Below are 14,104 nucleotides of genomic sequence, written 5' to 3' on the forward strand. Positions count from 1 at the left end.
CCTTACTCCGTCGCCGTCACGCCGAGCGAGGCGGCGAAGGCGGTGAATTTCTTGGCCTGTTCACTGTCCGCGCCAAAGGCGGCGACAGCGCGGCCGAGCGCGTCGCGCGCCTGGTCGGCCTTGCCAAGCACGACATAGGAACGGATGAGCCGCATCCATCCTTCCTCGTCGCGGGGATTCTGCTTCAATTTGTCGTCGAGACCGGCAACCATGGTCTCGATCATCGCCCGCCGGTCCTGCGGCGACATCTGCTGCGCGGCTTCCACCTGTTGCGCGCCGGGACCTTTGGCCGGCGCGGCATCGGCGACAGCAGGTTCCCCGGCCTCGCCAAGCGCCTGCTGGACGGCGCTGCGCCAGGGCGAATCCGGCGCGAGCTGGCCGAGCATCTTTTGCCAGGCGGCAACGGCATCGGCCTTCTTGCCTTCCTGGGCGAGGCCCATCGCCAGGTAGAAATTCGCCTTGGCGTTGGCCGGATCGAGCTTCAGGGCCGCCTCGAAGGCTTTCTGGGCGTCGGCCGAAACGATGCCGCCTGCAGCGCTGGCGATCGCCTCGCCGAGACCCGACTGGCGCACGGCGCTGTCGCCGTCGAGGCGGATGGCGTTGCGGTAGGCGGTCACGGCGTCAGGAAAGCGCTGCAGCCGAAGATAGATCGGCGCCAGCACGTCCCAGCCCTTGCCGTCCGACGGATTGGCGGCGAGATGGGCTTCGGCGCGGGCGACCAGTTCGTCGACCGAGGAATCGGCCGGGTTCTTGGCCAGACGTTCGGCGAGCGGCTGCGAAGGCAGATCGGGAGAGCCGAGCATGCCGTAAAGCCCCCAGCTCAGCAGGGGAACCGCAAGCACGGCCACGCTGGCGACCCATCTGGCGCTGCGCGCGGGCTTGGGCATTGCCGCGCCGGGTTGCGCAGCCGCGCCCAGACGCAGGATGCGCCGGCCGATCTCGGCACGCGCCTCTTCGGCCTCCCCGGGCTGGATCAGGCCGCGCGCCATGTCACGGTCGAGCTCCGACAACTGGTCGCGATAGACTTCGAGATCGTGATCGCCGGCCGGCGACGCGCCTTTCATGCCGCCGGTAAGCGGCAACAGCACCGCCAGGCTGGCACCCAGCGTGAGGATTGCGGCTATGACCCAGAACAGCATGCCCATTCCAATAACGGCAGAGCCCAGTCCTGCCAACACGACCATCGTGCGACGCTTTGACGGCAGGCGCGCCGCCCGGCCTTGATCGAACTCAACCCGAGCAAATAATTAGGCAGGCCCGGCTTGTCTTCTAGCTCAGCGGCGTCCAGCTGCCGTCGGCGTTGCGGCAGGCGGTGCCGCGCGCGGTGACGCCCGCGCCGCTTGTATAGACGGTGTGGGTGTACTGGCGGCAATCCTGCGAGCCTACCCGGTAGGGCTGGGCGGCGACGACCTCGCCGTAATGCGAGGAGTTGTCGCTCTTCCACGTCACCTTCTGGCCACTGGTGTTGTATTCCAGCGCCTTGTATTCCGCTTCCAGGCCCTTGCGCTTTTCGGCATCGCTGAGGCCCGAACCGATCGACCCGCCGATAAGCCCGCCATTCATGGCCGAAACGATGCCGGTCGAGACCTTGCCGCCGGTCGGCGGCGTGGAAACAGGCGTGGCAGGAGAGGTCGGACCACCCTTGCCCAGCGTCGTGCAGCCGGAAACGGCGAGCAGGGCGGAAACGAGCGCGACGCGAATCTTCATGCCGACAACCGGTTCTCTTCAGCGGGATGGAACTGGATGGACTGGGGGCGCGCCATCAGGACGTTTTCATCGCCATAGTGTTGATATTTGTCGGAAATTTGGCCGTTGGCAGCCGCACGCAAATCGATAAAAAACATCACTGAAGGCTCCGCAATCTCACCACCACCCTCAAGCCGCCCATGCCGGACCGTTCCAGCGCCAGCGAGCCTCCATACTCGTTGACGAGGTCGGCGACAATGGCAAGGCCAAGCCCCGTTCCCGGCTTCGTCTCGTCCAGTCTCTTGCCGCGCTTCAACACTTCCCGCGCGCTGTCCTCGGGAATGCCCGGACCGTCATCCTCTATAACGATTTCAAACAGGTTGCCGCTTCCCGAAGCAGTGGCGATCGTCACGGCAACGGCGCTCTTTGCCCATTTCATCGCATTGTCGAGCAGATTGCCGAGCAGTTCCTCGAGATCCTCGCGCTCACCCGCAAAGACGATCTCGGCCGACGGCAGGGACAGCGTCAGCCCGGTTTGCGGGTTGAGCTTGCGCAGAACGCGCACCATGCGCTCGATCAGCGGCGAAACCGGCGTGCGGAAGACGACGCTGTCGCGCTGCGCGGCGACACGCGCGCGCTGCAGATAGTGGTCGACCTGTTTCTGCATGGAGGCAGCCTGCTCGGCGATCAACTGGCCCTTGGCGCCGCCGAGCGCGCGCCCTTCGTTGATCAGCACGGCTAAAGGCGTCTTCAGCGAATGGGCAAGGTTGCCGACTTGCGTGCGCGAGCGCTCGACGATGCGCCGGTTGTTCTCGATCAGAGCGTTGGTCTCGCTGGCCAGCGGCTCGATCTCGGCCGGGAAGCTGCCGTCGAGCCGCTGCGCGGTGCCTTCGCGCACCATGGCCAGCGCGTTGCGGACCCGGCGCAAAGGCTGGAGGCCCAGCAGAATAGCGATGGCGTTGATGGCGATCATGCCGACGCCGAACAGCGAGAGATAGGTGAGCAGGCGGCGCTGGAAGCTCGCGATCTCCTGTTCGAGCTCGCTGTGGTTGCCCATGACGCGGAAGCGGGCCGCGCGGTTCTTGGCGTCGAGGACGAACTCGCTCTCGAACACTTCGAGCCGCTCACCCTTGATGCCTTCCATCGAATAGCTGCGCTGGAAATTCGCGTTGAAAGGCACCTCCGCCACGCTCGGCGACAGAAGCGAGGTCGTCATCGAGGAGGAATGGATTTCGCCATGCACGCCTTCGGAGGCAGGCTCCACCGACCAGTACCAGCCGGAATTCGGCTCGGAAAAGCGCAGGTCGCCAAGGTCGGGCGAGCCGGTCAGCGCGCCGCTGTCGGAAATGCCGACGGAGCCGATCAGGTTGAACAGATGCGCCGAAAGCAGGCTGTCGAAGCCGCGTTCGCTGGCCTGGCGGTAAAGCGTGGTGATGAGGGTGAAGATGACGACCAGCGTCAGGATCGCCCAGATGGTCGAAAAGGCGATGACGCGAAAGGTCAGCGAGCGCGGCCAGAGCCGCAGCCTTGAAAGCCACGTTCTCATCGTTGGCTTCAGCGGTTCCGCGTCACGCCTCCGGCTCACGCATGCGATAGCCCATACCACGCACAGTTTCGATCATGTCGATGCCCATCTTCTTGCGAAGCCTGCCGACAAACACCTCGATGGTGTTGGAATCGCGGTCGAAATCCTGATCGTAGAGATGCTCGACCAGCTCGGTGCGCGACACCACGTCGCCCATATGATGCATCAGATAGGCGAGCAGCCGGAACTCGTGCGAGGTGAGTTTGAGCGGCACGCCGTTCACGTCGGCCTTGGACGCCTTGGTGTCCAGCCGCAGCGGTCCGCAGGTAAGCTCGGACGAAGCATGGCCCGCCGCGCGACGGATCAGCGCCCGCACCCGGGCCAGCACCTCCTCGATATGGAAGGGCTTTGTCACATAGTCGTCGGCGCCGGCGTCGATGCCGGCGACCTTGTCGCTCCAGCGGTCACGCGCGGTGAGGATCAGCACCGGCATCTTGCGCCCGCCGCGGCGCCAACGCTCGACGACGCTGATGCCATCCATTTGCGGCAGTCCGATATCGAGGACCACAGCGTCGTAAGGCTCGGTGTCGCCGAGGAAATGCCCCTCCTCGCCGTCATAGGCGCGGTCGACCACATAGCCGGCATCGACCAGCGCATCGGCCAATTGCCGATTGAGATCCTTGTCATCCTCGACGACGAGTACGCGCATGGGTTGAAGCCCTATTGTTGGGTAGACGTATAGGCCGATTCCGCCAGCCAGGGAAACGAGAGGGGTCAGCCCATCGGGACGACGATTTCCGAGCGGCGCGGACGCTGTCCATCCTTACCGGGAACGAGCACGACGATAACGCAGACCTGCTGGCCGCCCCGCGTCGCTTGCGAGGCCTTGGCCAGCGTGCCGCCGTTCTGCGCGGCGACCTGCTGACCGATGGCGTAGCAATCGTTGGCGGCAAGCACGACCGGCTGGTCGACCGACGGGTCGATGACCGGCATTGCCGTCGTCTGCGACGCAAAGAGGCCGGCTGCGGCAAGCGCCAGCACTGCTTTGCGGAGATGGAAGCCAAGATTTTTCATGATCACGGTTCTAACGCATATGGGCTGAACGTGAAATGAACGGTGAACGATCGAAAATCCATGCCCGCCATTCCCCTGCGCGTGCCGCCCCAATCCCGGCTTTGAATTCATAGCCGGAAAAACAGTCGATCCGCTACGCTTTTTGGCCTGCCGATTCCGTGCCCCGCGCTACCTAGTGTAGAAACGCCGGACGGCCATGGGAGGATGCGATGACGCGCGAGGCTATTGCCGATCTCTACCGGGGCTACATCGCCTGCCTGAATGAGCAGGATTGGGACAGTCTCGGCCGCTTCGTCGGCGAGGAGGTGCAGTATAATGGCGAGACGATCGGGCTTTCGGGCTATCGCCGCATGCTCGAAGGCGATTTCGAGGCCATTCCCGACCTGCGCTTCAACATCGAGCTTCTGATCTCGGAGCCGCCGCGCGTGGCGGCTCGCCTGCATTTCGACTGCCGGCCCAAGGGCGTGCTATTCGGCCTGCCGGTCCACGGCAAGCGCGTCAGCTTTGCCGAAAACGTCTTCTACGAATTCCACGATAGCCGCATAAGGGAGGTCTGGTCGGTCATCGACAAGGCTGCCATCCAGGCGCAGCTTTAGGGTGTGTTGATGTTCAGGTGAGGCCGGCCTTCAAATGCCGGCTTCCTGCGCTTCCGGCCTTCGCCGGCCGAAGCACTCGTAAGACGCCGCGCAGCCAAGGCTACGGCCGGCGTAGGCCGGTTCTCGGAGGCCACCCCGTTTGGTCGCTTCGCGCCCGTCTTCGACTCCGACTCGGCCTGACCTGAATCTCAACACACCCTATGCACTTTCCTGGGTCAGCGCGCGGAAGCGCAGCAATCCATGATGGACCGCAAGGTCCTCGTCATAACGCGCCTCGGCGAATTCCAGCGACAGCCGCGTCTGGCCGCGCGGACCGATGGACAGCGCCGCGCCATCGAGGCTCGCCTTGATGCTGTCCATGATGAGGCGTGTCTCGGCCTCGCCTTGAGCTTTCGACCAGACGTGCAGGGTGACCAGCTGGTCATTGTCGTTGTCGGCGCCGGTCTCGAGGTCGAAGGCGCTGGTACGGCCGTAGGTGACGTTCGGAAAGGCGGCCTTGTCGTTCGCCTGCTCGAGCAGGCCCGCGCCGCCGAGCAGCGCCGACAGCGACGCGTCGGTTTTTAGCCTCAGGAACAAGGCCTGCATCAAATCGCCAGGCGCCGTCATCTACCGTCCATCGCCAACACATGTCTCCGCGCCGCGGCCAATCTCCGGCAACGTAGCCGCGCTCGCGATCCGATGCCAGACCGCGAATCGTTCTGACTATAACGTGAAGGGCGAAGGTCTCGAATTTGTTACGTTTTCGTCAAATCACGAGACCGGCGCCGCACCACCCTCCTCGGTGCGCTTGGCAATGAACTCGTCGAGCACGCCCGCGGTAGCGGCGGCGGAGGCCGGCGGCTGGAAGTCGGCGACGATCCGCTTCCATATGCCTGTCGCGCGTTCCGTCGCCGTCTTCGAGCCGGATTGCGTCCAGTTGCCGAAATTCGACCAATCGGCCACGACCGGCTCGTAGAAAGCAGTGCGGTAGCGAGCCATCGTGTGCGCGGCCGAGAAGAAATGGCCTCCGGGCTGCACTTCGGCGATCGCTTCGAAGCCGATGGCGTCGGCGTCGCCCGGCGTCGTGGCGCAAAGCTCGGCGACGGTCTGCAGCGCCTCAACGTCGGTGATCAGCTTTTCCAGGGAGACGCTGAGACCACCTTCCAGCCAGCCGGCAGCGTGGATGCAGATGGTGGCGCCGGCCAACACCGAGCCCCATAGCGCGAACTGTGTCTCGTGCGCGGCCTGCGCATCGGAGACGTTGGCGGCGCTGCCGCCGCCGGAGCGCCAAGGCAGGCCGGTGTAACGGGCGAGTTGCCCCGCCCCAAGCGTCGCCTTGATGTGTTCCGGCGTGCCGAAGGCCGGAGCGCCGGACTTCATGTCGACATTGGAGGAGAAGGAACCATAGACCACCGGCGCGCCGGGCTGCACGATCTGGGCCAGCGTCAGGCCCGCCAGCGCCTCGGCATGCTGCAAGGTCAGCGCGCCGGCGACCGTGATCGGCGCCATGGCGCCGGCCAGACAGAAAGGCGTGATGAGCAGAACCTGGCCGGCCTTGGCGAAGTCGATGATGCCCTGCGCCATCGGGATATCCAGCTGGCGCGGCGAATTGGTGTTGATGACGGTGTAGCAATGGGCGCCGGCGCGGAACTCGTCCTGCGAAAGGCCGCGCGCCAGGCGGATCATCTCGAAACCGTCTTCGACCTGCGGCGTGCCGCGCGCAAAGATGAAGGGGAACTTGTCCGACAGCGTCAGCTGCGCCCGGTTGACAGCATAGTGGCGCAAGCGGCTGTCGATGTCCTGCGGCTCGACGCAGGGCCCGAGCATGTGCAGCACGTCGAAATGCTGGACCAGCTTGACGAATTCCTCAAAAGCCTGGAGCGTTCCGGGCCGGCGTCCCGCTCGAGATCGGTGACGTTGGGAGCGCCGGAGCCGGCCAGGAAAGCCATCGAGCCGAGCTCGAGCGTCAGGTCGCGCGAGCGGTCGCCGCCAAGAGCGGGAATGGAGCGCGGCGCCGAGGAAAGTGCTTCCTCGACCATGTCGCGGCCGATCCTGACCATCTGGCTGTCTTCGTCGACCAAAGCGCCGGCCTTGGCATAGATGGCGCGGGCCTCGGGCAGCAGCACCTTGATGCCGAGCTCTTCCAGCACGCGCAGCGCGGCAGCGTGGATGGCCGCGACCTGGTCGTCGGAAAAGATCGGCTGCGGCAGGAAGGGGTTCTTCAGCGACCGGTAGTTCGGGTGCCGGCTCGACTCGCTGCCCGCCTCACCGGTGCGTCCCCGCCGGCGCTCGCGCCGGAGATCACGTGCGGCCTCATCGATCATGGCGGTTCCTCCTCATTGCCGCATCGCCTTGCCTTCGGCGTCGTAGGGCGAGGCCGCAATGACGCGCGCCGGCCGCTCGACCCCGACAATGTGTACGGAAAGCTCGGTCCCCTCCCCGGCGAAACCGTCATCGACCAACGCCAGGGCGACGCTCTTGGCGATGCCGTAGCCGTAGCCGCCGGAGGTGACGAAGCCGACGCGCCGGCGTTTGTGCCAGACCGGCTCGAAGCCGCTGGCATCGGCGTCGACGGCGTCGATTTCCAGCGTCACGATTCGCCGCGAAACACCGGCTTCGCGCTCTTTCAGCGCCGCGTCACGGCCGATGAAATCGCCCTTGTCGAAAGCGATGAAGCGGTCGAGCCCGGTCTGGCCGGGCGTGTAGCCTTGCGTGAATTCGCGCGACCAGATGCCGAAACTCTTTTCCAGCCTGAGCGAATTCAGTGCGTAATAGCCGATCTCGGCCAGGCCGAGATCCTCGCCTGCAGCGAGCAGCGTTTCGCGCAGGCTCGAATGCAGGGTGGCCGGGCAGTTGATCTCGAAACCGAGCTCGCCGGCGATGGACAGCCGGGCCACCCGGGCGCGCGCCATGCCGATGTCGAATTTGCCGCAAGCCATGAACGGCAAGGCTGCCGCCGAGACGTCCTGATGCGTGGTGCGTTCGACGATCCGGCGTGCGTTCGGACCGGTGACGAGGAAACCGGAGATGGCGTCCGAGATGTCGGTAACGGAGACTCCTTCGGCGATGTGTGCCTCGAACCAGCGCATGTGGAATTCGCGCAAATAGTAGGAGCCCATGATCCAGTATTCGCCGCCGCCCCAATTGAGCACGGTGAGATCGCCCTTCAGCCTGCCGTCGGAGCCAAGCATCGGCGCCAGCTTTGCGCGGCCGGGCTTCGGCAGCCGGCAGGCAAGCAGCCGGTCAAGCCAGGCCGCGGCACCCGGGCCTGACACCGCATAGCGCGAGAAGGCCGTGGTATCGACAAGGCCGGCGGCGCGGCGCACCTGCAGCACTTCGTCGCCGACGATCTCGAAAGCATTGGAGCGCTTCAGCGTGGCCTCCTCGCGGAACCCCATTGGCGCGAAATAGGCCGGGATTTCCAGGCCCCACGACGACGCCCACTCGGCGCCGGCGGCGCTCATGCCGTCATAGGCGCCGGGACGCTTCAGCGGCCGGCCGGCAGGCAGGCGCTCGTTGGGGAAGGTCATGACGAAGCGGCGGGCATAGAACTGGCCGGTCGTCTGCCGGAGATACTCCCGGTTGGCGGCGAAGGCGCCGTAGCGCGCGATGTCCATGCCGAAGATATCGGCTTGCGGCTCGCCGTAAATCATCCATTCAGCCAGCGACTTGCCGACACCGCCGCCCTGGCTGAAGCCGGCCATGACGCCGCAGGCGACCCAGTAGTTTCTCAGCCCCCTGACCGGGCCGACCAGAGGATTGCCGTCCGGCGTGAAGGTGAAGGCGCCGTTGACCCATTTGCGGATGCCGGCCGTAGCCAGGCATGGAAAGCGCTCATAGGCCTTGGCAAGCTCGGGACTGATGCGGTCGATATCCTCCGGGATCAGCTCGATGCCGTAATCCCAGGGCGCGCCGTCCATGTTCCAGTGTTTCGGGTTCTGCTCGTAGACGCCGAGCAGCACGCCCTTCCGCTCCTGCCGCAGATAGGAGAAGCCATCGAGATCGACGGCCAGGCCGAGCTCCTTGTCCAGTGCCGCCACTCGGGAATGTCCTCGGTGACGAAATAATGATGCTCCATCGGCGTCACCGGCAGGTCGACTCCGGCCATCAGCCCGACCTGCTTGGCCCAAAGACCGCCGGCGTTGACGACGTGCTCGGCGACGATCGTGCCTTTTTCGGTGACGACGTCCCAGCCGCCGTCGGCGCGCTGCATCAGCTCGACGACGCGGTTGCGCAGGATGACGTCGGCGCCGCGCTTCTTCGCGGCGCCGGCATAGGCGTGTGTTGTGCCATAGGGGTCGAGATGGCCCTCGTTGGAATCATAGAGCCCGCCCAGCACGCCATTCACATCCACGATCGGGCAGATCTCCTTGATTTCATCCGGCGTCACCAGTCGCGCCGTTTCGATGCCGACCGACTGGAACACCGCCCAGGCCGATTTCAGCCACTCCCAGCGCTGCGGGTCGCTCGCCATGTTGACGCCGCCTGTCATATGCAGACCGGCATTCTGGCCGGATTCGGCCTCGATCTCGCGATAGAGCTTGATCGTGTAGTCCTGCAGGGCCGCGACATTGGGGTCAGCGTTGAGCGCGTGGAACCCGGCCGCGGCATGCCAAGTCGAGCCTGCCGTCAGCTCGGCGCGCTCGATCAGCGCCACATCGCTCCAGCCGAAACGCGTCAAGTGATAGAGCACCGAGGCGCCGACCACGCCTCCTCCGATGACCACTGCCCGGTAATGCGACTTCACGAGCCGCTCCCTCTCGTTGGAGGCCCTCACGATATAGCTCCTGGACATATGTGTCTAGACACTTCTGTCCAGAGCTTGCGCGTCGCCCCGTACCGTGCCACTTGTTCGGCCATGACGATGACAGTTCCCCAGGACGAGCCGGCGCCCGGCAATATCAAGGTGACCCGCGCGGACTGGATAAACCTCGCGCTGCGGACGCTGGTTTCAGACGGAATCGAGAGCGTGCGCGTGCTGACGCTGGCACAGAAGCTCGGCGTCTCGCGCTCGAGCTTCTACTGGTATTTCGAAAGCCGGCAGGATCTGCTCGACCAGTTGCTCAAGCATTGGCACGAGACCAACACCACGGCGATCGTCGAGCGTGCCCGCCGCCCGGCAGACACCATCATCATGGGTGTGATGAACGTCTTCGAATGCTGGGCCGACGAGCGCCTGTTCGATCCCAGGCTCGATTTCGCCGTCCGCGAATGGGCAAGGCGCTCCGACGACGTGCGGCGCATGATCGACAAGGCCGACGAGGAGCGCCTGCTTGCCATACGCGACATGTACCGTCGGCATGGCTATGAGAGCGAGGACGCCTTCATCCGCGCCCGCGTCCTCTACTACATGCAGATCGGCTATTACGTGCTCGACCTGAAGGAACCGGTAGAGGCGCGCGTCAGCCATCTGGCCGCCTATCTGCGCTCCTTCACCGGCCAGGAGCCGACAGAGACGGATGTGGCGCATTTCATGCGCTTCATCGCGTCGCGGTGATTGAGATCGGCCGCCAACGGCCAGCGTATTTCCAACAAAGCTTGCGCTGTGGCTTCGCTGCCCTTGTGGGCGGTGATAAAATGGTCGAATAATTTGGCGGGGGCGCCACCCTGAAACTGCCCGCATGCTGTTTTCGGGCGAAAGCGCATTAGGGCGGAAGTCTGGAATGGCAGGTCCTTCGAAACCACGCAAGAGAAGAGGCAGGATCGCCTCGGCGGCTCTTGCCGTCGATGCGTGGCTCGATTCCTCGCTCTATGAGATCGGCTTCAAAGCGCGCGAATTCTGGGAAGCCGCGACCATCTTTTCCCGCCGTTTCCGTGTGCATGGCTGGCGCCGCGCCATCATCGAGGTGCTGAGCGAAGGTTTCACCATGGGCGCGGGCGGCTTCGTGGTGCTGTTGGCGCTCGCCATGCCGGCCTTCGACATCACCGCCGGCGACTGGCGCAGCCAGGGCGATTTCGCCGTGACCTTCCTGGACCGCTACGGCAACGAGATCGGCCAGCGCGGCATCATCCAGCGCGATTCCGTGCCGGTCGACGAGATGCCCGATATCGTCATCAAGTCGGTGCTGGCGACCGAGGACCGGCGTTTCTTCGATCATTACGGCATCGACATTCTTGGCCTGTCGCGCGCGCTCTTCGAGAATATGCGCGCCAATTCGGTGGTCCAGGGCGGCTCCAGCATCACGCAGCAGCTCGCCAAGAACCTGTTTCTGTCCAACGAGCGCACATTGGAGCGCAAGATCAAGGAAGCCTTCCTGTCGCTATGGCTGGAAGCGAACCTGTCCAAGAAGGAAATCCTGCAGCTCTATCTCGACCGCGCCTATATGGGCGGCGGCACGTTCGGCATCGAGGCGGCGGCGGATTTCTATTTCGGCAAGAGCGTCAAGGATCTGAGCCTGGCCGAAGCGGCGATGCTGGCCGGCCTGTTCAAGGCGCCGACCAAATACGCCCCGCATATCAACCTGCCGGCGGCGCGCGCGCGCGCCAATGTTGTGCTATCCAACCTGGTCGACGCCGGCTTCATGACCGAGGGCCAGGTGCTGCAGGCGCGGCTGCATCCGGCCGACGTCGTCGACCGCGGCGAGCAGAAGAGCCCGGATTATTTCCTCGACTGGGCCTTCGACGAGGTGAAGAAGATCGCCAAGCCCGGCCAGCATTCGCTGGTCGCCCACACCACTTTCGACGCCAACATCCAGAAGGCCGCGGAAGAGTCGGTCGAGTTCCATCTCCGGCAGTTCGGCAAGGAATACAACGTCACCGAAGGCGCGGTTGTGGTGATCGAGACCAATGGCGCGGTTCGCGCCATCGTCGGCGGCCGCGACTATGGCACCAGCCAGTTCAACCGCGCGACCAAGGCGCTGCGCCAGACCGGCTCCTCCTTCAAGCCCTATGTCTATGCCACCGCCATGGAGCATGGCTTCACGCCGGATTCGGTCGTTTCGGGCGGCGCGATCACATGGGGCGGCTGGTCGCCGCACAATTACAATGGCGGCTCGGCCGGCAATGTCACGCTGATCACGGCGATCGCCAAGTCGATCAACACCGTGCCGGTGCGGCTCGCCAAGGATTACCTAGGCATCGGTCCGATCAAGGCGATGGCGGAATCGATGGGCGTCGAATCGCCGCTGGAATCGCACAAGACCATGGTGCTCGGCACATCGGGCATGACGGTCATGGATCAGGCAACCGGCTACAGCGTCTTTGCCCAGAACGGTTTCGTCGGCTCCCGCCATGGTATCACCCAGCTCGTCACCCGCACCGGGGAGGTGGTCTATGACTGGGCCAAGGATGCGCCGCCGCCGCACCGCGTGCTGTCGGAAAAGGCGCTGAAATACATGAACACGATGCTAGCCGCGGTGCCGGCGATCGGCACGGCGCGGCGCGCCCAGTTGCCCAACATCGTCGTCGCCGGCAAGACAGGTACCACGCAATCCTATCGCGACGCCTGGTTCGTCGGTTTTACCGGCAACTACACGGCCGCGGTCTGGCTCGGCAACGACGACTTCACGCCGACCAACAAGATGACCGGCGGCACGCTGCCGGCGATGGTCTGGCAGCGGTTCATGGTCTATGCGCACCAGAACATCGACCTGAAGCCGATCCCCGGTCTCGATCATCCTTGGGTCGATCCGGAGGTCGCGGCCAAGGCAGAGGAAGCGGCAAAGAAGGAAGCCGACGCGGCGACAGCGCAGGCCGAAGCCGAACGCCCGCCGGTGCTTTCGAGCCGCACCAGCCAGACCTTGCGGGACATGACCAAGGTGTTCCAGGCCGCGCCGGTGCTGGACGCCCCCACTCCGCCGGAGACGCTTTCGGCGCTTTAGGGCGACGCTTGCGCGAAGCCGGCTTGCCACGGCACCCCGCGCCGCGATATCCCGGGCAATCTCCTCTGTTTGCGGCTCTCATGCTCAAGAACGCCATCCTGACGCTGCTTTCGCTTGCCATAGCCATCGGGCTTGGCGGCTACAGCGTCTGGTATGCGCTCAATGCGCAGGACGGCGTCGGCGCGATCCGCATCGGCCAATGGACCGCTTTCCCCGAAGTCGGGACTTTAGCCGCCGACCCCTACTCCAAGGCGCGTGTGGCACGCGAGGGCGTGCTGGCGCTCGGGCAGGCCGAGGGGCTTGCCTTCGTCGCCGAGCGCGACGATGCGGGCGAGCCGCTGAAACGCGAATGCACCTACACGATCGAAGGCGGCTATCCCACTGCCCGCTTCTGGACGCTCTACGCCGCCGACCAGTCGCTTGGCGTGATCGACACAGGCAAGCCGAGGCAGTCGGCGCTGCAATCCTACGAAGTGCTGCGCCGGCCCGACAATTCCGTCGTCATTTCCGTCGGCAGCCGACCGGCTCCCGGCAACTGGCTGCTGACCGGCGGCTCCGGCAAGATGTATTTCGTGCTCACCTTCTACGACACGCCGATCGCATCGAGCACCGGCCTCTCGGACGTCACGCTGCCGCGCATCCTGAAGGCGGGCTGCAATGCGTAGCCTGCTGCATGCCCTGATCCTCGGCCTGCTCGGCGCCGGCATCGTGCATATCGTGGTGCTGTTCCTGGTGCCGGAATTTTCCGAACGCGATGCCTGGTCGCGGCTGGCGATGGCATCCGACCTCTACAAGATGAGGCGGCTCGACGCCGAGGCCGGCGGCGCGCCGGTGGTGAAATCGGTCGATCCGTTGTTTTATGCCGCCGCCTGCCGCTTCGACCTTGCCGACGGGCTGGTCAGGATCAGGGCGCCGGGCGACGTGCCGTTCTGGTCGGCCTCGGTCTACGACCGCAGCGGCCACAACATCTATTCCTTCAACGATCACAACGCCAATGGCGAGAAGCTCGATGCGGTGGTGCTGACGCCGGCGCAGATGATCGACGTGCGGCGCGACCTTCCGGAGGATCTGCAGGGCGCGATCTTCGTCGAAGCGCCGATCGAGGAAGGCATTTTCGTCGTCCGCGCCTTCGTGCCGGACGAGAGCTGGAAACCGATCGTGTCACGCTTCCTCGAGCAGAGTGCCTGCGAATTGCAGGACTACTGAGAAAACTCGATCAGTGATGCGGCTTGGCAGGTGGCGGGGAGCCTGGCCTGTCGGAACCGCCTTCACCCGGCCGGGCCTTATCGGCCTGGGGGTGCAACTCGTAACGGACGCCGGGGAAAATGATGACCGCCGCCGCCGTCGTGGTGTCGTGACTTGCTCGATTTATAGGTGCCGCACGCGGCACAAAAGACAGGACCATGCCCATGGTTCGCGTATTC

12 protein-coding genes and 2 pseudogenes are annotated in these 14,104 nt (G+C 64.8%); 5 read left to right on the forward strand and 9 right to left on the reverse strand.

Annotated elements, in window-relative coordinates:
• Nucleotides 1-2 precede the first annotated feature (2 nt).
• The 6 genes from ccmI to LB565_RS22965 all read right to left on the reverse strand — a co-directional run bounded on the left by ccmI (nucleotide 3) and on the right by LB565_RS22965 (nucleotide 4,285).
• Nucleotides 3-1,139 (reverse strand): c-type cytochrome biogenesis protein CcmI, encoded by a 1,137-nt coding sequence (gene ccmI / locus LB565_RS22940; protein ID WP_224588065.1) that lies wholly within the window; start codon nucleotides 1,137-1,139, stop codon nucleotides 3-5.
• A 130-nt stretch (nucleotides 1,140-1,269) separates the two neighbouring features.
• The gene (locus LB565_RS22945; protein WP_224588066.1) at nucleotides 1,270-1,707 is read right to left on the reverse strand and encodes a hypothetical protein; all 438 of its coding nucleotides are present in this window, start codon (nucleotides 1,705-1,707) and stop codon (nucleotides 1,270-1,272) included.
• Nucleotides 1,704-1,844, reverse strand: a complete 141-nt coding sequence (locus LB565_RS22950) for a hypothetical protein (RefSeq protein WP_224588068.1) — start codon at nucleotides 1,842-1,844, stop codon at nucleotides 1,704-1,706. Before LB565_RS22950 ends, LB565_RS22945 begins: the two co-directional genes overlap by 4 nt.
• On the reverse strand, nucleotides 1,844-3,232 hold the full coding sequence (locus LB565_RS22955) for an ATP-binding protein (RefSeq protein WP_224588069.1): 1,389 nt from the start codon (nucleotides 3,230-3,232) through the stop codon (nucleotides 1,844-1,846). The genes LB565_RS22950 and LB565_RS22955 overlap by 1 nt, the downstream gene beginning before the upstream one ends.
• 22 nt (nucleotides 3,233-3,254) lie before the next feature.
• A complete protein-coding gene (locus LB565_RS22960; RefSeq protein WP_224588071.1) occupies nucleotides 3,255-3,920 on the reverse strand; it encodes a response regulator transcription factor in 666 nt (221 codons plus the stop codon).
• Between the two features lie 65 nt (nucleotides 3,921-3,985).
• Nucleotides 3,986-4,285 (reverse strand): hypothetical protein, encoded by a 300-nt coding sequence (locus tag LB565_RS22965; protein ID WP_224588081.1) that lies wholly within the window; start codon nucleotides 4,283-4,285, stop codon nucleotides 3,986-3,988.
• A gap of 209 nt (nucleotides 4,286-4,494) precedes the next feature.
• Here LB565_RS22965 and LB565_RS22970 point away from each other — a divergent pair, with 209 nt between their 5' ends.
• Nucleotides 4,495-4,881, forward strand: coding sequence for an ester cyclase (locus LB565_RS22970; protein ID WP_224588083.1), 387 nt, complete (start codon nucleotides 4,495-4,497; stop codon nucleotides 4,879-4,881).
• 198 nt (nucleotides 4,882-5,079) lie between these two features.
• Here the strand turns inward: LB565_RS22970 and LB565_RS22975 are convergent, their stop codons facing one another.
• The 3 genes and pseudogenes from LB565_RS22975 to LB565_RS22985 form a co-directional block, all read right to left on the reverse strand.
• Nucleotides 5,080-5,487, reverse strand: a complete 408-nt coding sequence (locus LB565_RS22975) for a DUF3168 domain-containing protein (protein WP_224588085.1) — start codon at nucleotides 5,485-5,487, stop codon at nucleotides 5,080-5,082.
• A 144-nt stretch (nucleotides 5,488-5,631) separates the two neighbouring features.
• Nucleotides 5,632-7,184: pseudogene (locus tag LB565_RS22980) on the reverse strand (trimethylamine methyltransferase family protein).
• Between the two features lie 12 nt (nucleotides 7,185-7,196).
• Nucleotides 7,197-9,607, reverse strand: a pseudogene (locus LB565_RS22985) (GcvT family protein).
• A 111-nt stretch (nucleotides 9,608-9,718) separates the two neighbouring features.
• Between LB565_RS22985 and LB565_RS22990 the strand changes: the two are divergent.
• The 4 genes from LB565_RS22990 (at nucleotide 9,719) to LB565_RS23005 (ending at nucleotide 13,886) form a co-directional block, all read left to right on the forward strand.
• Complete coding sequence (locus LB565_RS22990; RefSeq protein WP_224588087.1) at nucleotides 9,719-10,357, forward strand: TetR/AcrR family transcriptional regulator; 639 nt, start codon at nucleotides 9,719-9,721, stop codon at nucleotides 10,355-10,357.
• 166 nt (nucleotides 10,358-10,523) lie between these two features.
• Nucleotides 10,524-12,680 (forward strand): transglycosylase domain-containing protein, encoded by a 2,157-nt coding sequence (locus LB565_RS22995; protein ID WP_224588089.1) that lies wholly within the window; start codon nucleotides 10,524-10,526, stop codon nucleotides 12,678-12,680.
• An 80-nt stretch (nucleotides 12,681-12,760) separates the two neighbouring features.
• The gene (locus tag LB565_RS23000) at nucleotides 12,761-13,345 is read left to right on the forward strand and encodes a DUF1214 domain-containing protein (protein ID WP_224512332.1); all 585 of its coding nucleotides are present in this window, start codon (nucleotides 12,761-12,763) and stop codon (nucleotides 13,343-13,345) included.
• On the forward strand, nucleotides 13,338-13,886 hold the full coding sequence (locus LB565_RS23005; protein ID WP_224588091.1) for a DUF1254 domain-containing protein: 549 nt from the start codon (nucleotides 13,338-13,340) through the stop codon (nucleotides 13,884-13,886). The genes LB565_RS23000 and LB565_RS23005 overlap by 8 nt, the downstream gene beginning before the upstream one ends.
• Nucleotides 13,887-14,104: the final 218 nt, after the last annotated feature.

Origin of the sequence: Mesorhizobium sp. CA14 (assembly GCF_020165195.1) — a bacterium.
Classification (GTDB): domain Bacteria; phylum Pseudomonadota; class Alphaproteobacteria; order Rhizobiales; family Rhizobiaceae; genus Mesorhizobium.